Origin of the sequence: Salinibacter pepae (genome assembly GCF_947077775.1) — a bacterium.
GTDB lineage: Bacteria > Bacteroidota > Rhodothermia > Rhodothermales > Salinibacteraceae > Salinibacter > Salinibacter pepae.
Genome location: NZ_CAMTTE010000001.1, coordinates 3,262,239 through 3,282,316, shown reverse-complemented (window position 1 = coordinate 3,282,316; position 20,078 = coordinate 3,262,239). Strand labels below are relative to the sequence as shown.

General features: G+C 66.6%; 17 protein-coding genes and 1 other RNA gene. 7 read left to right on the top strand and 11 right to left on the bottom strand.

Annotation, left to right across the window (positions count from 1 at the left end; genetic code table 11):
• Positions 1-8 precede the first annotated feature (8 nt).
• Positions 9-1,187 (bottom strand): ADP-forming succinate--CoA ligase subunit beta, encoded by a 1,179-nt coding sequence (sucC, locus tag OJA40_RS13845; protein ID WP_011403880.1) that lies wholly within the window; start codon positions 1,185-1,187, stop codon positions 9-11.
• 145 nt (positions 1,188-1,332) lie between these two features.
• Here sucC and OJA40_RS13840 point away from each other — a divergent pair, with 145 nt between their 5' ends.
• From OJA40_RS13840 to OJA40_RS13830, 3 genes are all read left to right on the top strand, one after another.
• A complete protein-coding gene (locus tag OJA40_RS13840; protein ID WP_263810916.1) occupies positions 1,333-2,418 on the top strand; it encodes an LptF/LptG family permease in 1,086 nt (361 codons plus the stop codon).
• Positions 2,419-2,557: 139 nt separating this feature from the next.
• Positions 2,558-3,985 carry a cystathionine beta-synthase gene (locus OJA40_RS13835; RefSeq protein ID WP_263808576.1) on the top strand — a complete coding sequence of 476 codons (1,428 nt, stop codon included), beginning with the start codon at positions 2,558-2,560 and terminating at the stop codon, positions 3,983-3,985.
• A gap of 50 nt (positions 3,986-4,035) precedes the next feature.
• Complete coding sequence (locus OJA40_RS13830; protein ID WP_263810915.1) at positions 4,036-5,904, top strand: DUF3467 domain-containing protein; 1,869 nt, start codon at positions 4,036-4,038, stop codon at positions 5,902-5,904.
• A gap of 174 nt (positions 5,905-6,078) precedes the next feature.
• On the opposite strand, the gene OJA40_RS13825 is transcribed toward OJA40_RS13830, so the two are convergent.
• Both OJA40_RS13825 and OJA40_RS13820 read right to left on the bottom strand, forming a co-directional pair.
• The gene (locus OJA40_RS13825) at positions 6,079-6,321 is read right to left on the bottom strand and encodes a hypothetical protein (RefSeq protein ID WP_208426519.1); all 243 of its coding nucleotides are present in this window, start codon (positions 6,319-6,321) and stop codon (positions 6,079-6,081) included.
• 57 nt (positions 6,322-6,378) lie between these two features.
• Entirely contained in the window at positions 6,379-6,672 is a 294-nt protein-coding gene (locus OJA40_RS13820) for a hypothetical protein (protein WP_263808578.1), read from the bottom strand.
• Positions 6,673-6,792: 120 nt separating this feature from the next.
• On the opposite strand from OJA40_RS13820, the gene rsgA reads away from it, so the two are divergent.
• Positions 6,793-7,767 (top strand): ribosome small subunit-dependent GTPase A, encoded by a 975-nt coding sequence (rsgA, locus tag OJA40_RS13815; RefSeq protein ID WP_208426517.1) that lies wholly within the window; start codon positions 6,793-6,795, stop codon positions 7,765-7,767.
• Between the two features lie 79 nt (positions 7,768-7,846).
• Here rsgA and topA read toward each other — a convergent pair whose 3' ends face one another.
• From topA to OJA40_RS13800, 3 genes are all read right to left on the bottom strand, one after another.
• Positions 7,847-10,435 (bottom strand): type I DNA topoisomerase, encoded by a 2,589-nt coding sequence (gene topA, locus OJA40_RS13810; RefSeq protein WP_263810914.1) that lies wholly within the window; start codon positions 10,433-10,435, stop codon positions 7,847-7,849.
• Between the two features lie 291 nt (positions 10,436-10,726).
• Positions 10,727-11,308, bottom strand: a complete 582-nt coding sequence (gene dpsA / locus OJA40_RS13805; protein WP_112903693.1) for a DNA starvation/stationary phase protection protein DpsA — start codon at positions 11,306-11,308, stop codon at positions 10,727-10,729.
• Positions 11,309-11,556: 248 nt separating this feature from the next.
• Positions 11,557-12,804 carry an acyl-CoA dehydrogenase family protein gene (locus tag OJA40_RS13800; protein ID WP_208426515.1) on the bottom strand — a complete coding sequence of 416 codons (1,248 nt, stop codon included), beginning with the start codon at positions 12,802-12,804 and terminating at the stop codon, positions 11,557-11,559.
• 207 nt (positions 12,805-13,011) lie between these two features.
• Here OJA40_RS13800 and OJA40_RS13795 point away from each other — a divergent pair, with 207 nt between their 5' ends.
• Positions 13,012-13,515 carry a hypothetical protein gene (locus tag OJA40_RS13795; RefSeq protein ID WP_013061647.1) on the top strand — a complete coding sequence of 168 codons (504 nt, stop codon included), beginning with the start codon at positions 13,012-13,014 and terminating at the stop codon, positions 13,513-13,515.
• A gap of 57 nt (positions 13,516-13,572) precedes the next feature.
• Here OJA40_RS13795 and OJA40_RS13790 read toward each other — a convergent pair whose 3' ends face one another.
• From OJA40_RS13790 to mazG, 3 genes are all read right to left on the bottom strand, one after another.
• A complete protein-coding gene (locus OJA40_RS13790) occupies positions 13,573-13,845 on the bottom strand; it encodes a hypothetical protein (RefSeq protein ID WP_263808582.1) in 273 nt (90 codons plus the stop codon).
• 91 nt (positions 13,846-13,936) lie between these two features.
• Positions 13,937-14,539, bottom strand: coding sequence for a hypothetical protein (locus OJA40_RS13785; RefSeq protein ID WP_208426514.1), 603 nt, complete (start codon positions 14,537-14,539; stop codon positions 13,937-13,939).
• Positions 14,540-14,632: 93 nt separating this feature from the next.
• Positions 14,633-15,478, bottom strand: coding sequence for a nucleoside triphosphate pyrophosphohydrolase (gene mazG, locus OJA40_RS13780; RefSeq protein WP_208426513.1), 846 nt, complete (start codon positions 15,476-15,478; stop codon positions 14,633-14,635).
• 211 nt (positions 15,479-15,689) lie between these two features.
• Here mazG and ssrA point away from each other — a divergent pair.
• Both ssrA and OJA40_RS13770 read left to right on the top strand, forming a co-directional pair.
• Positions 15,690-16,058, top strand: a transfer-messenger RNA (tmRNA) gene (gene ssrA, locus OJA40_RS13775).
• A 550-nt stretch (positions 16,059-16,608) separates the two neighbouring features.
• Positions 16,609-17,124, top strand: a complete 516-nt coding sequence (locus OJA40_RS13770; RefSeq protein ID WP_263808583.1) for a cupin domain-containing protein — start codon at positions 16,609-16,611, stop codon at positions 17,122-17,124.
• A 699-nt stretch (positions 17,125-17,823) separates the two neighbouring features.
• Here OJA40_RS13770 and OJA40_RS13765 read toward each other — a convergent pair.
• Positions 17,824-18,249 (bottom strand): hypothetical protein, encoded by a 426-nt coding sequence (locus tag OJA40_RS13765; RefSeq protein ID WP_208426512.1) that lies wholly within the window; start codon positions 18,247-18,249, stop codon positions 17,824-17,826.
• A gap of 99 nt (positions 18,250-18,348) precedes the next feature.
• Positions 18,349-19,608: a PIN-like domain-containing protein gene (locus OJA40_RS13760; protein ID WP_208426511.1), complete on the bottom strand. Its 1,260-nt coding sequence runs from the start codon at positions 19,606-19,608 to the stop codon at positions 18,349-18,351.
• Positions 19,609-20,078: the final 470 nt, after the last annotated feature.

Genomic DNA, 20,078 nt, shown 5'->3' with positions numbered 1-20,078 from the left:
GGCCTGCACTAGTCCTCCCCCAGCGCCGCGGTCACCTCGTCGGCCGCCTCCTTCAGCAGGACCGCCGACCGGAGCGAGAGGTCGCTCTCGTCGAGCAGCCGCTTGCCCTCCTCCGCGTTGGTGCCCTGCAGGCGGACGATCAGCGGCACGTCGATGTCGATGTTCTTGGCCGCCTCGATGACGCCCTGGGCCACCCGGTCGCAGCGCACGATGCCGCCAAAGATGTTGAGCAGCAGGGCCTCCACGTTCGGGTCCTCCAGAATGATGCGGAAGCCCGCCTCCACCGTCTCGGCGCTTGCCGCCCCGCCCACGTCGAGGAAGTTCGCGGGCTCCCCGCCGGCCAGCTTGATGATGTCCATCGTCGCCATGGCGAGGCCGGCGCCGTTCACCATGCAGCCCACGTTGCCGTCGAGCGTGATGTAGCTCAGTCCGTGCTCCCCGGCCTTCACCTCCGTCGGGTCCTCTTCGTGGAGGTCGCGCATCTCCTCCAGGTCCGGGTGGCGGAAGAGCGCGTTGTCGTCGAGGTTCACCTTCGCGTCGACGGCCTCGATGTCGCCGCCGGGCGTCTGCACGAGCGGGTTGATCTCCGCGAGCGTGCAGTCGTTCTCTTCGAACGCTTCGTACAGGCCCTGAATCGACGCGACGGCCTGCTTGAAGGCATCGCCCTCCAGCCCCATGGCGAACGCGAGCTGGCGGGTCTGAAACGGCCGCAGGCCAATCGAGGGGTCCACCCACACCCGCTGGATCTTCTCGGGGGACTCCTCCGCGACCGTCTCGATGTCGACGCCGCCCTCGGTCGACACCATGATGGCGTTCATGCTCGTCTCCCGGTCCAGGGTGACGCCCAAGTAGTACTCCTGGTCGATGTCGACGCCCTCGGTTACGAGAATCTTGCGGACCGTCTGGCCCTCCGGGCCGGTCTGGTGGGTCACCAGGTCCATGCCCAAAATGTTGTCGGCGTGCTCGCGGACCTCCTCGACGCTGTGGGCGAGCTTGACGCCGCCCCCCTTGCCGCGCCCGCCGGCATGGATCTGCGCCTTCACGATGAACAAGGTGGCGTCGTTCTCCTCCTCCAGCCGGCGCGCCGCGTCGACGGCCGCGTCGACTGTCTCGGCCACGATGCCGTCCGGAACCGATACGCCGTAGTCGCGAAAGAGACCTTTTGCTTGGTATTCGTGGAGCTTCATGGAGTAGGGCGGATTGGATGAACGTCGAATTTGCTGGCAAGTAAATGGTCGGGGCGGACAAGGTCTAGCAGGCTGCTCATTTTTGCGGGGTGTTCGCAAGCGATCCCGTCCGCCCCGCCCTCTCCCCTCACGCCCCCCCGCTGCCATGTCGACCTTCGAACGGCACATCATCAAGCGGCTGCTGAAGGGCTTCGTACTGTTCGTCGGGGCCCTCCTCGTCTTCTTCATCGTGCTGCACTGGGTCGAGTACAGCGACGACTTCCTCGACGGCGGGGCCACCATTTGGGAGGTGTTTACGGTCTTCTACCCCAACTACGTCCCGGAAATCATCCGGCTCACCTCCCCGCTGGCGCTGTTTCTGTCCTGCATCTACCTGACCGGCACCCTCGCGCAGGAGCTCCAGCTCGTGGCCCTGCAGACCTCCGGGGTGTCCCTCTACCAGCTCCTGCGGCCGTACCTGGGGGTGGGACTGCTCGTCACCGTCTTCATGTTCGGGTTCAACGGATGGGTGGTGCCCAAGACAAACGAGGTGGTGGTGCGCTACGAGAACGAATACCTGCCCGGCAACCAAAAGAGCGTCCAGACGAGCGAGATTCACCGCCGAAACGGCCCCAACAGCATCCTCTCGGTGGGCTACTACGACGCGGACCGCGAGCGGGCCCACACCGTCTCCCTCCAGCAGCTGGCGGGGGACGCCCGCCTGGCCCGCCGGGTCGACGCCAACCGGATGGAATGGGACGACTCCCTCGAGGTGTGGAGGCTGGACGACGTAACACGCCGCACGTTCGTGAAGGGCGAGACGCAGCGCAAACGCACCATCGCCTCACTGGACACAACCCTTCAGGTCTACCCCCGCGACCTCGCCCGTTCAAAAAATGACGTGGCGGCCATGACCATTCCGGCGGCCGCGGAGTACCTGGCGGCCCTGCGCCGGTCCGGCGTCGGGGGGCTCACGCGGCCGCTGGTCGCCTACTACAATAAGTTCGCGTACCCCTTCGCCAATCTTTTGCTGGTTCTGATTGGGGTGCCCATCGCCTCCACCCGCCGCCGCGGCGGGCAGGCTGTTCGGTTCGCCATCGGGCTGCTCATCGCCTTCGTCTACCTTTCCGTTCAGAAGCTCGCGGAGCCGCTCGGGTACGCCGGCACCCTCAGCCCGGCCTGGACCGCCTGGCTTCCCCACCTCACGTTCGCCGTGGTGGCCCTGCTCGTGCTCTGGTGGGCCCGCAAATAGCGGCTCCGTTCCAGGCATGGGTCGTCCGCCCCGAAACCGTTGCCCGTCGTGTTATTTTTACAAGTAGTGGCGGAGTCTCACCTGTGGACTCCCCCGCCCTCGTTCTCACCCCCCGTCCGCTCACCTGTTTTCTTTACCTATGCCTATGTGGCACGACAGCGTCCTCGGCACGATCGGAGACACGCCCCTGGTTCGGCTGAATGAAATTGGCAGTGACCTCCCCCCCACGATTCTCGCGAAGGTGGAGTTTTTCAACCCGGGGGGCTCGGTGAAGGACCGGATTGGGCGTGCACTGATTGAGGAGGCCGAAAAGGAGGGGCGCATCGAACCGGGCGGCACCATCATCGAAGGGACCAGCGGCAACACGGGCGCGGGACTCGCCATCACCGCCATCGCCAAGGGGTACCGGTGCATTTTCACCACCACGGACAAGCAGAGCCAGGAGAAGGTGGACGTGCTCCGGGGCCTGGGCGCCGAGGTGCTGGTGTGCCCCACCAACGTGGAGCCGGACGATCCCCGCAGCTACTACTCGGTCGCCCGCCGCCTGTCCGAGGAGATCCCCAATTCGATCTACCTGAACCAGTACGACAACCCCGCCAACGCGAAGGCCCACTACGAGACGACGGGGCCGGAGCTGTGGGAGCAGACGGAGGGCCGAATCACGCACTTTGTGGCGGGGGCCGGAACGGGGGGCACCATCAGCGGCACGGCGAACTACCTGAAGGAGCAGGACGACGACATTAGCGTGATTGGGGTGGATCCCTGTGGGTCGGTCTTTCACAAGTACTTCCACGAGGGCGTCTTCGACGAGGACGAGATCTATCCCTACTTCACCGAGGGGGTGGGGGAGGACATTCTTCCCGACAACATGGACTTCGACGTCGTCGACGACTTCGTGGAGGTGGGCGACAAGGCGTCCATGCAGATGACGCGCCGGCTGGCGCGGGAGGAGGGCCTCTTCATCGGACAGTCCTGCGGGTTGGCCGTTGCCGGCACCCTCCAGTGGGTGAAGGCCCACCGCGACGAGCTCTCGCCGGACGACGTGGTGGTCGTCCTGCTTCCGGATTCGGGCTTCCGCTACCTGTCGAAGACCTACAACGACGACTGGATGCAGAACCACGGCTTCCTGGAAAAGAGCCCCGACGTGACGGCCGACAAGGTCCTCAACGTGCAGCAGGAAGAGACGGACGTGATCGCCGCCGCGCCGGACGACAACCTCGGCAACGTCATCGAAACCATGACCGACCAGGGCATCTCACAGATGCCCGTCCTGGACGCGGACCAGGAGGTTGTCGGCAGCATTACCGAAACACGCGTCCTCAACGAGCTCATCGAGGACCCGGAGTCCCGCAAAGCCCCCGTCCGCGACATCATGGGCACGCCGTTTCCGGTGGTTCCGGCCTCCCTGCACCTCGAGCACCTCTCCGCCTACCTGGAAGAGGACGCGGGCGCCGTGCTGGTCGATCACGGCCCGGAGAGCCGAGGCAGCTACTCGATTCTGACCAAGAGCGACCTCATCAGCGCGCTCGCCGATGTGGGGCAGAGCAACGGCAACGGGGCCGCGTAGCGACGCTCGAATTCGCCCCCGACCAGACGGTCCGCACGAGCCGTCTGCGCATGCCGGACTTCAACGGCCTCCGGGACGTTCCGGAGGAGCTTCCCCTCGACGTGGACGAGGAGATGGCCGAGGGCACCTACGCAAATTCGGTCCTGGTCCGGTCGTCGCCCGAGGAGGTCGTGGTGGACTTCGTTCGGATCGTGCCCGGGACGGTGCAGGCCCGCCTGAAAAGCCGGGTCATCGTGCCGCCCCAGAACGCCGAACGCCTTCTCGACGCCTTGGAGGAGCACCTCAACACGGAGCCCTCCCCCAACAGAGAGCCCCTTCCCGATGCGCCCGACCGGCCGGACGAGCGCGACTCACCGTCCGCCGATTACCCGATGACGGAACGCGACCTCGACCCGGACGCGCTGCCCTCGGGCAACGGCCCTCCCTCGCCCGGCGAGAATGCGTCCGGTCCGGTTCCCACCGTAGAGCCCGAACTGCTTACGGCCACCTTTTCCCTGTCGGGCGACGCGCAATACTGCAACGACCCGTGGACCTCCATCCTTGGCACCCGCGATCGGCCCTGGGCCCGCCTGTCCGACGAGGACCAGGAGGTGGCCGAGTCCGCGGTGCTCCGGGCCCGGAAGGGGTCCCTCGTCACCAACCGGCTCGTGTCCGCCCAAACCCATCACCGCGAGGAGCCCCTTCCCGTCCTGCTCAACTTCATTCCCGTGCACGACGATGCCTCCGGGGAGGACAGCCCCCGCGCCGTCACGGCGAGCGGGGAGGTGCTGGCCGAGCCGCCGTCCTGGATGCTGAGTCAGACCCAGCGGCACCGCATGGAAACCCTCGGCCGCATGACGATGGGCGTGGCCCACGACCTGAACAACCTGCTGAGCGGCCTGATCGGCCACGTTGAACTTCTCAAGGACCAGGTGGAGCGCGCCTCGCTGACCGATTCGATCCGCCCCTCCATCGAAACCATCGAGACGACGGCGGAGGACGGCGCGGCCCTCATCGAGAAGCTCCAGCGCTACATCCGTCACGACACTCAGCAGCACTTCGAGCCCCTGAGCCTGACGGACCTGATCGAGGACTGCATTACCCTCACCGAGCCGTACTGGTACAACGAGCCCCGCCGCCAGGGCATCGAAATTTCGGTCGAGACCGACCTGGCGGACGTCCCGGACGTTCTGGGGGCCGCGTCCGAGCTGCGCGAGGTGTTTGTCAACCTCGTCCTGAACGCCGTCCAGGCCATGCCCGAGGGCGGTACGCTCCGCTTCGACACCTACACGGACCGGGCCGGGCAGGTGTGCGTCGACGTCGGCGATACGGGCATCGGCATGAGCGACGAGGTGCAGCAGAACATCTTCGAGCCCCTCTTCACCACGAAGGGCGACGACGGCACCGGCATGGGCCTCGCGGCCAGCTACGGCATCGTGCAGGAGCACGAGGGCACCATCGACGTGTCGTCCGAGCCCGGCGAGGGCACGCGGTTTACCCTCACCTTCCCGCCCGCCGAGGGCGATCCGGCCCCCGCCGCCGAGGCCCCCGTGGACGAGCCGTCGGACGAGCCGGCAGCGCCCGAGGGGGTGTCCATCCTCGTGGTGGACGACGAGGAGATGGTCCGTTCCACCGTCACGCGCCTCCTCACGCTCAGCGGCCACGAGGTGGATCGGGCCGCATCGGGGGCGAAGGCGCTGGAGATGTTCTCCGCCGGCGCGTACGACATCGTGTTTACCGATTTCGGCATGCCCGAGATGACGGGGGCGGAGTTGGCCCACGCCCTGAAGGACGAGGCCCCCGCCCTTCCCGTGGTGCTGCTGACCGGCTACACCGAGACCGAATCTGCCCACGACGAGGTGGACGGCATTCTCTCCAAGCCCTTCAAGCGCGACGAGCTCGACACCGCCATCCAGAAGCACGTCTTCTCGTCGTCCTGACCGGCCCGCTTGCTGCTTCCGGACGCGAGGCAGGCCTGCTGGTGCATCCGCCGCGACCGTTAAAGGGCGGACTGAGGCCCCCGAGACGCGTTCGGGCAGTGCGGCCCGGCCGTCAGTGGGAGCAGACGGGGGTGGGATCGGCTTTCCACCGAAAAGAGAAGTGAACGGGGCCCGTTACGCTTCGGGCTCGGCGTCCCGGCGCGGGGTTTCTTCGATCACCCGGGCCTCCTCAATGTTCGGATCAAGCTCACGGTCGAACGCCTTCTTGGACTCGGCGGCGATACTCGAGACCCGGTCGGCAGTCGCCTCCACCAGGTTGGCCGTCAGGCGAAGCACAGTGCCCCCCGCATGGACCGTCTTCCCGAGCCAGTTCAGGTTGTGGGGTTCGCGGCGCTCCGAAGAACGTTCCTGGGACATGTGTCGGGGCGGGTCGATGAAAGGAGGCGTCTGCTGCCGCGGGCTCTCTGCTCGGGGCTAGGCGTCCGCATCGGCGGGCGCACCTCCGCCGCCCTTCGGTCCCCCCTTCGGGGCCTGTCGCTGGGCCGTTTCCGGCTCCGCGGCGCCCGGCCCGGCGGGCTGAGACCCGCACGACGACCGATGCGGACGCCGAACAGCGTCCTCGAGTCCATCGGCAAGCGCCTTCCCCGCCTGCTCAATGCCCTTCGCCAGGGCCGAGGCGGAGGCCTCAATGAGGAACTGAGCCTGCTGCTCCACCTCGAGCTCGTCGAAGCGGCGGCGGGTCTGCTCGTAGTCGTCATCGGTCGGCATGGGAACGAACTGTTGGGCGCGGGGCCTCGTTTAGAGACAGCATCTACACGGAAGTGCCAAGTGTCGGCGTCACGCTGACGTGCAGTAGGAACAGATGGTTTCCCGATCAAACGTTCAGGTATGACCTCTCCCCCCCCGACGGACACGTCCGATGGCCCCCTTCTCGAAGGGGTCGTGACGAGCTCAACCGGCAGCTGGTACGACGTGCAGGTCGGGGACCGGACCATTCCCTCGCGCATGCGGGGCAAGTTTCGGCTGACTCGACAGGACGTCACCAACCCGATTGCCGTCGGGGATCGAGTAACGCTCCGGGTGGCCGACGAGGACCAGACCGGCTTCATCACGGACATCCACGAGCGGACGAACAAGCTGAGCCGGCGGGCCGCGGGGCCGCGGGAGGGCCAGGAGCACGTCCTCGTGGCCAACGTCGATCGCATCTGGAGCGTGCAGGCCGTGCGGCGGCCCGCCCTCAACCCGCGGTTCCTCGACCGCCTGCTCGTCGGGGCGGCCGCGCAGGACGTCCCGGCGGGCCTGATCATTAACAAGATCGACCTCATGACGCAGGACGACCTGCCGGACGTCATGGACCTGCACCTGCGGTACGCCGACCTTGGTTATCCGGTGCTTGCGACGAGCGCCACGGAGGGACTCGGGCTCGACCGGCTCCGCGACGCCTTCGACGGGCAGGTCAACGCCATCACCGGCCCCTCCGGCGCCGGCAAATCCACGCTCCTCAACGCCCTGGAGCCGGACCTGGAGCTGCGAACGGGCTCCGTGAGTTCGACCACCGAGAAGGGCACCCACACCACGACCCATGCCGAGCTGCATGCCCTCTCGGACGACAGCTACGTGGTGGACACCCCCGGCGTCCGCGAGTTTGGGGTGCGCAACGTGCACCCGAAGGACCTGGCCCACTACTTTCCCGACCTATCCCCCTACGTCAACGCCTGTCAGTTTCCGGACTGCACGCACGACCATGAGCCCAACTGCGCCGTGAAGGCCGCCGTGGAGCGGGGCGATGTCCACGCGGAGCGGCACGAGAGCTACCTGGCCATCCTGGCGTCGCTCCGGGAGGAGCACTCTCCGGAGTATTGATGCGTGCTGCGCGAAACGTGATGCCTGATTCGTGCTGCGTGATCTTGGTCTCTCCTGTGTTGCGCACGCACCTCACGACCTACTCCCGCACCTTCTGGGTGGCCTCGTCCCCCTTCTCCGCCAGCAGGTCGAGGGCGTCGTCCATCGTCACGTCGTCGATCGACTGGTCGTCCTTGAGGGACGCGTTGGTGCCGTCGTGCTTCACGTACGGCCCGTAGCGGCCATTCCATACCTCCACCGGCTCGTCCGATCCGGGGTGGGGGCCGAGGACCCGATCCGGCTGGTTGCGGTTCTCCTTGCGCCGAATCAGCTCCCGCGCGCGCTCCAGCCCCACCTCCAGCACATCGTCGCCCTTCTGCAGCGACGCGAAGGTGCCCTCGTGCCGCACGTACGGCCCGTAGCGGCCGATGTCGGCCTCAATCTCCTTCCCGGTGTCCGGGTGCTCGCCGAGGGTGCGGGGCAGGTCGACAATCCGGACGCCAAGGTCGAAATCGACGTCCTCGGGCTCCACGTCCGGCGGGAGCGAGACGCGCTTCGGGTCGTCCTCCTCTTCGTCGTCGCCGAGCTGGACGTACGGGCCGTAGGGGCCGGACTTGAGCAGCACCGGGAGGCTGGCCTCCGGGTGGATGCCAAGCACGCGGTCGCCCCGGTTGGCCTCCTCCAGAATCTCGCGCAGGCGCTCCTCCGTCGTGTCGCCGGGCGCCAGGTCGTCGGGGATCGAGGCGGTGACGGTGGCCCCGTCCATTTCGCCCTCGACGTAGGCGCCGTACTTGCCCACGCGCACCACGTACTCGCCCCACTGATCGGGAAACGACATCTCGCTGATCTGCTTGGGGTCGATGTCGTCGAGCCCCTGCTCCACGCGCGTCTCGACGCCCTCCTCTCCTTTGTAGAAGTCTCGCAGGTACGGCGTCGGGTCCTTGCGCCCCCGGGCGATGTCGTCGAGCACGTCCTCCATCTCCGCCGTGAAGTGGACGTCCACCAGCGGCTCAAACTGGGTCTCCATCAGGTTATTCGTGGCGAAGGCCGTGAAGGTGGGCACGAGCGCGCTGCCCTTCTTCCGCACGTAGCCGCGCTGCTGAATGGTGCCGATGATGGAGGCGTACGTGGAGGGGCGGCCGATGCCCTCCTCCTCGAGGGTCTCAACGAGGGAGGCCTCCGTGTAGCGGGACGGCGGCTTTGTCTCGTGCCCGAGCGGCTCGACCGACCGGACCTGGAATCCCTCATCGTCGGCCGTCTGCGCCGCGGTCTCCCCCACTTCGAGCGGCGGCAGGGGGCGCTCCTGGTCCCGCAGGGCCGCCTCCGGGTCCTCGCTCCCCTCCACCAGCACGCGGAAGAAGCCGGGAAAGTCAAGCCGCTTGCCGGAGGCGCGGAAGCGGGCCACGTCCCCGTCCACCTCGGCGTCGAAGTACACGTTCGTGTAGCGAACCTTGGCGTCCGCCGTCTGGGTGGCCAGCATCCGCTTCCAGATCAGGTCGTAGAGCGCCGCCTCGATGCCACTCAGCCCGAGTTCGTCTTTGGTTTTCATCTCCGACCCGGCCGGCCGGATGGCCTCGTGCGCCTCCTGGGCGCTGTCCGAGGAGCTGTACTGGCGCACCCCGTCGCTCAGGTACTCGTCGCCGTACCGCTGGGCGACGGTGCGCCGGGCCCCCTCCACCGCCTCGGACGACAGGTTCGTCGAGTCGGTCCGCATGTAGGTGATGTAGCCGTTCTCGTAGAGCGACTGCGCGACGCTCATCGTCCGGCTCGACGAGAGATTGAGCTTGCGGTTGGCCTCCTGCTGGAGGGTGGACGTGATGAACGGCGGGAACGGCGACTTCGTGCGCGTCCGCTCTTTGATGTCGTCGATGCGCCACCTTGCCTCCGGGAGCCCCTCGGCAAGGGCGGTGGCCTGCTCCTCGTCGAGCAACACCACGTCCTCCCCTTCAGTCAGCGACTCTTTGAGCCGCCCGGTGTCCTCGTCAAAGTCCTTGCCGGACGCGAGCCGCACCTCGTTCAGGTGCGTCATCTCGGCCTCCACCCCGAGGCCCTGCTTGGCCAGCTGCGCGTCGAGGTCCCAGTAGGTGGCCGGCACGAACGTGATGCGCTCCCGCTCCTTCCGCACCAGCAGCCGCACCGCCACGCTCTGCACGCGGCCCGCCGAGAGCTTCGGCTTGATCTTGCGCCAGAGCAGCGGCGAGATCGAATACCCCACGAGCCGGTCCAGGATGCGACGCGTCTGCTGCGCCTCCACGAGGTGCTGGTCGATGTCGCGCGTGTCGTCCAGGGCCCGCTGGATGGCGTCCTCCGTAATCTCGTGGAAGACCATCCGCTCGACCGGCACGTCGGGGTCGAGGGTGTGGATGAGGTGCCATCCGATCGACTCGCCCTCCCGATCCTCGTCCGTCGCGATGTAGAGCCGGTCCGCGTCCGACACGGCCTGTTTCAGGTCCCGGACGACCTCCTTTTTGTCCGGCGGCACCACGTAGAGCGGCTCGAACCCATTGGTCACCTTCACCCCGAGCCGCGACCAGTCTTCGTCCTTGTACTCCGAGGGAATCTGGTCCGCCGACGCGGGAAGGTCCCGAATGTGTCCCATGCTCGCCTCGACGCGATACCCGGTTTCCGGAAGAAATTCTCGGATGGTCCGGGCCTTGGTCGGGGACTCAACGACAACCAAACGCTTCATAGAAACTAAAATATTCGGAGGTGACAAAGAGACAGGCGGTCGACGGCGGGATGGCACGGCGACCCGTTGGGAGAAGAGCGCCGGTAGATCACGCTCGCTGCGGGACGGTCGTTCCGAGGGACTTTGTGATCGATGTGTTTTGAATCCGGCACGGCCACCCGGACGATTCCCCTCGGCCGAGTCGTTGTGTCCGCACACGGCCCCCGCACATAAAAAGCCCGGTGCCGGACAGGCCGACACCGGGCTCTTGCGTGTGTTCGTCCACACGGATGCGGACGCGACAGGGGGGGGCTAGGCGGTTTCGCCGTTCGGACGCCCGTGCTCCAGGCTGTCTTCACCCAGGAAGTGATCGAGGTGGTGGGCCCGATCCTCGACCTTGGTCAGTGCCTTCTTGAGCGTGCGTTCGGTCCCCGGGTCTCCGAGGTCCTGCGCCTCCGAGATAACCTCCCGCAGGATCTCGGCGAGGGTGCGCTCCGCGTCCAGGTCGTGCTGGAGCATCTGTCGGACGCGATAGGTGCCTTCCGGCTCGTGCTCCACGTGGGACAGCTCCGCCTGCGCGTCGGGCGCGCTGGTCGGGATGCCGCCCAGGGCCGTGATGCGCTCGGCCACACGGTCGAGGTACTTGTGGACCTCCTCGTAATTCTCTTCGAGGAAGAGGTGGAGGTCGTTAAACTGCGGTCCCTCGACGAGCCAGTGGTGCTTCTGGTACTGGTGGTACAGGGTCCAGAGCGTGCACTGGATCTCATCGAGCTTCGGGATCAACTGCTCGACAACCTCCTCGTCCAGCCCGATCGGGTTGTCTTCGATCATCTGCTGCGGGCGCCAGGGCTCGCCGTGTGCAGTGTCGGTCGTTTGCGTCTTGGTCGTAGGCATATGGGTCAGGGTATTGGTTTATTCAGCGGATGCGGTGTCGGAATGTCGTGTCGGGGCCGTCACTCCATCACCAATGCCCCGTGACAGACTGACGGCTGGCCTCATCTCAGAGGGCAAATCCGGCCGTTCCATAGCACCATAGTAGTGCACAAATCCGGTGCCAGACCCGGCCGGGGGATCGTCCGTTGCGTCGTTGTAACGGCCTCATCGGCGACGGCATTCGTCGGCGCCCAGACGGGCCGTGCCCTCTACGTGAAGGCGTTCAGCCCCGTGACGTCCTCCCCCACGATGAGGGTGTGTACCTCGTGGGTGCCTTCGTAGGTGACCACGCTCTCCAGGTTGTTCATGTGGCGCATCACCGGATACATGCTCGTGACGCCGTTCCCCCCCAGCACCTGCCGGGCCGACCGGGCCACGTCCAGGGCGGTCTGGCAGTTGTTGCGCTTAGCGAGGGAGACCTGTTGCGGGCGCATCGTGCCGGCCTCCTTGAGGGTGCCCAGGCGCCAGTTCAGGAGCTGCGCCTTCGTGATCTCCTGCACCATGTCGACGAGGCGCTCCTGCATGAGCTGGAACCGGCCGATGGGCCCCCCAAACTGTTCGCGGTTCTGCGCATGCTGCCGGGCCGTATCGAAGCAGGCCATGGCCGCCCCGATGGTGCCCCAGCAGATGCCGTACCGGGCTTGGGTCAGGCACGAGAGGGGGCCCTTCAACCCCGATACCTCCGGCAGGCGGGCCGCATCCGGAACGCGCACGCCATCGAGCACCACCTCGCTCGTCACCGCCGCCCGTAGCGACCATGAATCGTCGATGGGGGGCGTCTCGACGCCGTCGCGGTCCGTCTCCACCAGAAAGCCGCGCACCGTGTCGTCCTCGTCTTTCGCCCAGATCACGGCGACGTCGGCGATGGTGGCGTTGGTGGACCACCGCTTGTGTCCGTCGATCACCCAGCCGTCTCCGTCGCGCCGGGCGCGGGTCTGCATCTCGGCGGGGTTGGAGCCGACGTCCGGTTCCGTGAGCCCGAAGCAGCCGATGGCCTCGCCATTCGCCAGGGCCGGCAGCCAGCGCTCCCGCTGCGCATCGCTGCCGTACTGCCAAATGGGGTACATCACCAGGGCACCCGTGACCGAACAGAACGACCGGAGGCCGGAGTCGCCCCGCTCCAGTTCCTGCATGATCAGGCCGTAGGCGATGTTGCTGTGCCCCTCGCCGCCGTACTCGGCGGGAAGCGTGGAGCCCAGGAGGCCGTGCTCGGCGAATGTCGAGATCAGGTGACGGGGAAACTCGCCGCGCTGGGCGTACTTCTCAATGATGGGCATCACGTCCTCCGTCACGACGGTTCGCACGTCGTCCCGGACGTGCCTGGCCTCCTCGGACAGAAGCGCTTCGAGGTCGTAAAAGTCGGGCGGATCGAAGGCGGTCGGGTCCCACGTCTCGGCGGTGGACACGTCGGGGGCTGACGGCGCCGTCTTGGGATCGGGCGGAGCGGGCTGAGGCATGACTGTCGCGTCGAAAGATGAGAGAACGGCGAATATACGCGGAGGAGGGGCGGCACGCAGCCGGTCGCGTGCCGTTCCTATTGATCATCGCCTCCCGGAAACGTACGTTCCGAAAGGCAGTCGAGAGGATCTCGGCAGTCTCTGTCCCTTCGGACTGGTACGTGCTACGACGCGCCCTTCTCCTTGATTCCACCCCCTCGTTCTTCCATGCGACGCCTCTCGTGTCTCCTGCTCTTTCTCGGGCTCACGCTCTCTCTGGCCCCGGCACAGGCCCAGGACGACCGCCCCTCTCGGTTCGGACTCGGCATCCAGATGCTCGGAAGTACGGCCAGCGGCAACGTGGGCCCCGGCCTTCACTTTCGGGCGTCCACGCCCCTGAACTCCGATGTATCCCTGGCGCTGGGATCCGGCCTGACGGGCTTTATCTTTCGGGGGCGCGACCAGGCGGCCTTCGCCCTCGACCCGCAGGTATCGGCCATCGTGTCGTTCTCCACCGCTCGCGCCCAAAACATGTACGTGCACGCTGGGGCGGGCGCCTACGTCCCGTTCGGCGACACGAACACCGAGAGCGGCCCAACCTTCAACCTGGGCGTCGGCCGGGCGTGGCTGCTCGACGAAAGCTCGCTGTTCGTCGAGTTCAACCCTGGATTCCTCGTCGGCCAGGAGTCGACCACCCTGGTCCTCCCGATTCGGGTTGGGGTCATCCTCTGATTGGTCTCTGATGGGTGCGCCTCGCCCTCGACTGGGCCTGCCGCCCGGATGTCGGGCTCAGCCGCCCGACCGGGGGTCGGACGATGCCGCGGCGTCGTCCCCCAGCGCGCCGTACAGGTGAACCCATCGCTCAAACCGGTCGCCGAGCTTCATCACGGCGTAGAGCGTGGAGCTCCCAACGACGAAGTCCAGAACGGCCGCGCCGAACGATAGGGGCATCAGGGCCACGTCTTTGACCCCCTCAAGCCACAGCTTGGCCTGAAAGATTACCACGTCCCGGACGACCTCGGAACGGGACGGCTCGTCCGGCGGGGCGGGCGATTCGGACATGGGATGTGTAAGGAGAGTCCATCGGACGCTGTGGGGCGATCGAATAACGGCCTCGCCCCGAAGAAGTTACGCCCCCGCACCGCGATGGGGGTTACAGCACCCGCCGGAGAATGGACTGCAGGCGCTCGTGGTCGTCGTCCAGAAGCCGGCTTAGGGCACGTCCGGCCCGCACGACCGGTTCGCGGCCGCCCCCCTCCCCGCCGTGGGCCGCGTGGATGCCGCGGAGCACCGCCACGAGAAGGTCGTCGACGGGCACGTCCGGGTCCGGGTGCTCGACGAGGGTGCGGAGGAAGTCGTAGGGCGCCGCGAAGGCCCGAACCTCCGGGTCCGTGCAGGGCGTGACGAAGTCGTGGATGTCCGGGGGCTGTGGCGGAAGGGTCTGCCGGATGTCCCCGTCGGGCCCCCGGCAGGCCAGCATCTGTGCGCGGACGGTGGTGCGGAGCAGCTCGTCCACCATCGGCATCTCTTGGGCCCGCTCTTCGGGCGAGAGGCCGAGTGCCACGGCCTGCCGGTTCGTGTCGTAGCTCCCCGTCTCCACGTGGCTTACCAGCCCGTAGAGCGTCGGCGCCCCGTCCGGCTCCACGCGCACCCAGGCCCCAAAGTCCGGCGCGTCGGCCTCCTCATATACCTCGGCCACAAATTGTCGGGTCGTGGCCTCAATCACTTCCCCCACCGCGGCGGTTTCGTCGGCCATCGTGTGCGCACAGTTGTTCCAAAAACCAGAAGCGCTTGCGTCTCAAGCGTATGTGTTTCCCAGGGCAGGGTTGCGGCTCGTTCCTCGCGCGATTCACTCCTCCCGCGTCTTCGCGTCCCTCCAGAGCCGACGCAGCTCCGCAAGATCCGCCTCGTCGATGGACGTCCCCTGTCCCGACAGACGCGACTCCACGTCCTGAAAACGTCGCGTGAACCGATCGGTGGTCTCCCGCAGGGCATTTTCCGGCGTCACGTCCGTGTACCGGGCGTAGTTCACCAGGGCGAACAGCAGGTCGCCAAACTCGTCCTGCCGCCGTTCCGGGGACCGGTCGTCCGCCACCGCCTCCCGAAACTCCCCCAACTCCTCCTGGACTTTTTCCCAGGCCTCGTCTCGGTCCGGAAACTCGAACCCCACGCCCGCTGCCTTTTCCTGTACCCGCTGGGCCCGCAGCAAAGCCGGCAGTTGGGCCGGCACCCCATCGAGCACCGAGGCCTCCTCCGCCTCGCCGCTCTTCTCCCGCTGCTTGATCTCCTCCCAGGAGGCCGCCACCGCATCCGCGTCGCCCGTCGCCGCGTCCCCAAAGACATGCGGGTGGCGCCGGACGAGCTTGTCCGTTTCTGCCTCAATCACGTCCGCGAGCGTAAATCGTCCGCCCTCCTCCGCAATAGCGGCGTGAAAGAGCACGTGCAGAAGCACGTCGCCCAGCTCCTCCGCCAGTTCGTCCCAGTCTCCATGGTCGATGGCCGCCACCACCTCGTAGGCCTCCTCAATGAGCAGGTGTTTTACCGACTCGTGGGTCTGCTCCCGGTCCCACGGGCAGTCGCGCCGCAGCTGCTTCACAATGGCCGCCAGGTCCGCGTACGCCTCCAGCCGCCCGGCGGGCTCGGCGAACTGGGATTCGTAGATCTTGTCGGCAGGGGACGCGTCTGGGTCGGGCATGGATGCAAGCGGTGCCGAAGGTTGCTGCAACAGCAGTTGGCTCAAGAACCCCTACCGGCGGAAGCGCCGCGTGTTTGTGTGTGGGGTTTGTGTGTGGGGTCGGTGGCCTCCTCCCCCGCGGGAACATCGCCCGCAAAGATGCGTCGGAATAGGTGCGTAGATGCACAATCCAAAACACATGAACTGCTCTGCGCACCGCTCTTTCACATATGGGGATGACACGGCTTCGACGTGTAGTAAGCGTGCAGCAGACTGACCTGCCGAGCAGCCTGATTCGCTTCGTAAAACCTGTCAGGAACTGTAACTGCGGACGATTATTCGTACGCGATGGCGGCGTAACAGCCCCCATCTGTCTCGCGTCGCTCCTGGCCCTTGGGGAGCGTGAGACATCGACAAAAAGGGTGTAGCCGCCGCGTTCTCCGACTGCGGATGCGCCGGTGAAATTTAACCAGTCTCAGCGCCGCCCTGGCCTCGTGGATGGGCAGACGGGCGCCGTGAACCACCAATGCGTCCACTATGCAGGTAGAGGTTTGCCTGTGCGGCTACACGGACCCGGGTTCGACTCCCGGCATCTCCACAGCGTACGCCCCTGAATCGCCCCCGTGGCGGCTCAGGGGCTTTCCTTTTGCCCTTTCGCGATGGCGTGCTGGGCGTGTGTCACCGGTATTCATGTGAGTGCCCACACCTTCACCGGGGACTGGCTGACTCAGATTCCCTTCGCCGCCTCAATGAACCGCACAGGCTATATGGCAGCTATATGGCGGCGCCGCGTGTGAAGGCCTTCGGTGGCGGTCCGGCCAGCGCCCGCACGGGTTTGATGCGCCCCGGCCCCGTCCAGAAAGAGACCGTTCTACCGATCAATCGGCGGTCACGCGCGGCAGCAGAGCGATGCGGCAGATCATGTCCGGGGCCGAAAGGGCCACAACGGGTACCGGCGCAATTCCCACGCCCCCATCGGCAACGAGGTGTAGAGGGACTGTTGTGAACCTTTCTGCTTCCGGCCCCTTTCCCTCTTGCCTCCGAGGTTGTCTCGCGAGGGAACCACTCCTTCCAGCCGAGGCACAGCCCGCTTCGGTGACCGACGGGCCCTGTCGGCCCCTGTCTATCCCCCTCCACGTTCCTCTCTCCTCATGGCCCGCAAGCGCAGCCCCCTCTCCCCCGACGAAAAGCAGCGCCTCGACGCCCTGCTCGACGCGGTCATGGACACGACCGTACACCATTACGGCGCCGAGCCGCGGTCGGCCGTCCGCTACGACAAGCGGGAGGAGATGTACGGCGGCTCCGGCACCACGTACCTATTGCAGATGTTCGAGGACGGGGAGCTCGTCAACAACCGAATCGGGGCCTACATGGTGCTCCCCACCCGTGGAGACAGCGCCGGCTTCCATACGCACGGCGACCGCAACGAACAGGAGCTCTACGTCGTGATGCGGGGCGAGGGGACCTACCTCGAAAAGGATCACGCCGAGGCCGAGGCGCGCAGCGTTCCCATTGAAGAAGGCACGATCACGACAGTGCGCGGAAACGCGCTCCACGCGGTCCGCAACACGGGTCCCGAGCCCCTGATCATCTTTGTGATCACTACCTTCGAGCCAGGGACGCCCCACAGTCAAGATCAAGAGCAGCACGGCCCTGGACAATCATGAGACGCCGCGGCCGTTGACGTGATCGATGCGCGCCCCATTTTGGCGTCTCAGGACTCAGCCCCCCCTCCTACCACACATCTAGGGCCTAGAACGCCACGGGCTCGACGAAAATCGCGGGACGGCACCGGCCTTACCCTGCGTGCTGCGATTCCGTCCACTCCCCAAAGGAGTGCATGCCTACACCCCAAAGGACCGCCGTGCACGTTCTTTGGAAAAGCCCCCATCCCTCAAACCCAGGAATGACCACCGCGAGCAGAGGGGCAATCGGGAGGGACGCCAGAAAGAAGGCACCGGCAAGAAGCCCAATCCGCTCAAGGGCGGACGCGGTGAGCAGACGAGAGCGGAATCTGGAACGGAGGTCGAAGAACGCCTCAATCATCTTGGGCCGGACGGGGTGCGGAAGGGCGAGGGATCGAAAAATATTGCGGGGGCACCCACGGAAGACGGGTAGAACCCGTTCCGTCACTCATGAGAGGCCATGGTGCTGGTCGTCCAGCGTCGTCCGGCACGGGACGCTGCGGTTCCAGGCGGGGCGTGTCGGGACTGCCCTCCCCCCTCACGCAGGCCAAACTTCGGGAGCGAGGCCCCGCAGCGGGAGTGTGGACTTCTCGCCTCGGCCTGTCTCTGGGGCCGCCCAGTACGTCCACCCGCATGGGGCCATGGACCACGCCGCCCGGGCAGGGCGCCTCCGGTGGGCGTTCAGGATGTCGCAAAGCCAATGTCCCCGTCGCCGCCGCTGTCGTCCCTGAGCCGGTCGAGGAGCTGGTGCCCCTTCATGGTGAGGACATGGACATCGTGGCTGTCGGGGCTCTCAAGGGCCGGCAGGCCCCCGTAAAAGTCCTCCTGGGGAGTCAAACATTCGGCGTGGACCAGCAGCCCAACGTGGTGATAGACGGTCTGGAGCTCACGCTGTCGCACTTCTTTCGTTGCGGGCTGGTCCGAATCGGTCTCGTCCACACGTTCTTTCGCAATCCGGTCGGCGGGCCTCAGCTGCCCCGACGCAACGGGCGCGTCGCCGTCGTCGACGAGGACGCCGGGGGCCGCCGGGAAATCAGGAGCGTCGTGGTGGTCGAACTCCTCATGGGATTCGAGGAGGGCGGCGAGCAGGTCCAAGTCAACGTCCATGAGTTGGGGGCTTGTGGGATGGGTTCTATCGCGTTTGGGGTCGTCTTCGGGGTGTATCTGTGCCCGGCCTGACCGGGCGCCGTGCACGGGGGTGAGCTACTACTCCGCCGGCCCTCCGCCGGCGGGGTCTTCTTCAGAGGCCTTGTTCTGCTGCCGCTCAAAGGCCCGGGCGACCCGACCGTCGGCGTTGCGGGTCACATCCAGATCGGCGTCGCGGGCGAGCTGCGCAACCGCGGCCGCCTCGTCCTCTCGCACCTGCAAACTGGTTGCCCGCCGGGTCCCGAGGCGCCCGTCCCCAGTCGACCGGGCGTCGTGTGCGCTGGTGGCCACGGTGGCGACGGTCCGGACCCGCTCGGCCGGCCCCACGACCTCGATGGTTTCGGTCGACGGCGCCTCGCCGACCGCCTCCCGCACCCGCTGTACGTGGGTCGCCTCGACGTCCATCGCCTGGAGCAGGCCCGGCAGGGTGAGCAGGCCAAAGGATCGCCCCCCGGTCTGCTGGTCAAACTCGTGAATCAACTCCGTCCGGGGATAGAGGGCGGTGCCTTTGCCGCCTTGATGCCACCAGTCGGACTTCCGGTCCTGCGTCACCAGCACCGCGTCCCGGTCGCGGCGGGCGGCGACCGCCAGAAGGGTGTTCCAGATCAGCAGATCCCCGGCGGCGTTCTGGTCCTTGCCGCTGTCGAGGTAGCCGGGGGGGCGGCTGATGTCATCCCGACGCTGGACCTCCGCCGTGACGTCCCGGACGGTCGCATCCAGATCCTGAACGGCCTCGCCCTCGAAGAGCGCACCGTAGGCCTCACTGATAAAGTCGTTCCCCGCCCAGGCTTCGAGTTTTCCCATGAGCGTTCGGGCTTCGTGCTGGTATGCTTCCGTCAGCGCAGCGATCTGTTGACGGAGCTCATCAAGGCGGTCCGCATGCCCAAGGCTCTCGACGAGCGCCCGATTCGAGAACGCCCCTGCTCGCTTCGGGAGGGCCGGCGGCCTCACCTGCCGGGATAGGTCGTCGTACAGATCCGTGATCTTGTGGGAGCGCACAACGGCGTACTCCCGGGCTGCGTGCCCGGGCACGATCAGCCGAGTGTCCGCCCGCAGCCGACCGAACGCATCGAGGGCCGCCCGGGCCGCCGCCTCGGTCGCGTCGTACAGAAGAAGGAGCGCCGAGGTATCTAAGAACACCAGGGTCGAGGACGCCGCCGCGTCGGGCGGACTCAGGTCAAGCCCAAACGCGGACTGGGCGTCGGGAAAGCGTTCCTCGTAGGCGAAGGATCGGGGGGACGTCGTGCCTTCGGCCCCGTGGTCCTTTGTCCCCTCTTCGGTCGGACCGGACGGAGACGCTTCGGGAGAGGACCTCTGCACGAGAATCTTGGGGGGAATGGGACATGCTTCGATCGAGTCCTTCGAACAGAGTCGCAGAAAGCGAGATTCGGACGACTTGTGTAAATCTAGTACCACACGGCTGAGCCGCGTCGGCCCCGCGTTGTCCGCATCGGCCGCTGTCACCACCCCGACCACGCCCGGGGCGGGTGCCCCTGGAGTGCAAGCCCGCGGCGATCCGGGGCGCCGATGCGACACGCAGGTGGGCCTTGGGGACGGCATGAGCCGCCGCCGCGCGGAGGGGGCTCGGCCCCATCAACATCGGACGCATGGATCCCAGAGTGCAGGCCAAAACACCGAGCGTAGACGGTAATTGCGGCACGTCCCCCTCTCCCCCGGACGCGACACTTCCGACACCTCTGATCCCATTTCTGGTTCGCGCCGGGCTTGAGGCACCGCCTCCGATAGTCTCGCCTCATGCTGAGGAGGCTGCCCCCAAGTCTCAACGCGTC

What these genes read in the sequence shown, in the direction of transcription:
- OJA40_RS13830 (WP_263810915.1), top strand. Translation starts at nt 4,036, where the DNA reads ATGCCGGACTTCAACGGCCTCCGGGACGTTCCGGAGGAGCTTCCCCTC.
- OJA40_RS13785 (WP_208426514.1), bottom strand. Translation starts at nt 14,539, where the DNA reads ATGGCCGACGAAACCGCCGCGGTGGGGGAAGTGATTGAGGCCACGACC.
- dpsA (WP_112903693.1), bottom strand. Translation starts at nt 11,308, where the DNA reads ATGCCTACGACCAAGACGCAAACGACCGACACTGCACACGGCGAGCCC.
- OJA40_RS13840 (WP_263810916.1), top strand. Translation starts at nt 1,333, where the DNA reads ATGTCGACCTTCGAACGGCACATCATCAAGCGGCTGCTGAAGGGCTTC.
- OJA40_RS13790 (WP_263808582.1), bottom strand. Translation starts at nt 13,845, where the DNA reads ATGTCCGAATCGCCCGCCCCGCCGGACGAGCCGTCCCGTTCCGAGGTC.
- sucC (WP_011403880.1), bottom strand. Translation starts at nt 1,187, where the DNA reads ATGAAGCTCCACGAATACCAAGCAAAAGGTCTCTTTCGCGACTACGGC.
- OJA40_RS13765 (WP_208426512.1), bottom strand. Translation starts at nt 18,249, where the DNA reads ATGGACGTTGACTTGGACCTGCTCGCCGCCCTCCTCGAATCCCATGAG.
- topA (WP_263810914.1), bottom strand. Translation starts at nt 10,435, where the DNA reads ATGAAGCGTTTGGTTGTCGTTGAGTCCCCGACCAAGGCCCGGACCATC.
- OJA40_RS13770 (WP_263808583.1), top strand. Translation starts at nt 16,609, where the DNA reads ATGGCCCGCAAGCGCAGCCCCCTCTCCCCCGACGAAAAGCAGCGCCTC.
- OJA40_RS13795 (WP_013061647.1), top strand. Translation starts at nt 13,012, where the DNA reads ATGCGACGCCTCTCGTGTCTCCTGCTCTTTCTCGGGCTCACGCTCTCT.
- rsgA (WP_208426517.1), top strand. Translation starts at nt 6,793, where the DNA reads ATGACCTCTCCCCCCCCGACGGACACGTCCGATGGCCCCCTTCTCGAA.
- OJA40_RS13820 (WP_263808578.1), bottom strand. Translation starts at nt 6,672, where the DNA reads ATGCCGACCGATGACGACTACGAGCAGACCCGCCGCCGCTTCGACGAG.
- OJA40_RS13835 (WP_263808576.1), top strand. Translation starts at nt 2,558, where the DNA reads ATGCCTATGTGGCACGACAGCGTCCTCGGCACGATCGGAGACACGCCC.
- OJA40_RS13800 (WP_208426515.1), bottom strand. Translation starts at nt 12,804, where the DNA reads ATGCCTCAGCCCGCTCCGCCCGATCCCAAGACGGCGCCGTCAGCCCCC.
- OJA40_RS13825 (WP_208426519.1), bottom strand. Translation starts at nt 6,321, where the DNA reads ATGTCCCAGGAACGTTCTTCGGAGCGCCGCGAACCCCACAACCTGAAC.
- mazG (WP_208426513.1), bottom strand. Translation starts at nt 15,478, where the DNA reads ATGCCCGACCCAGACGCGTCCCCTGCCGACAAGATCTACGAATCCCAG.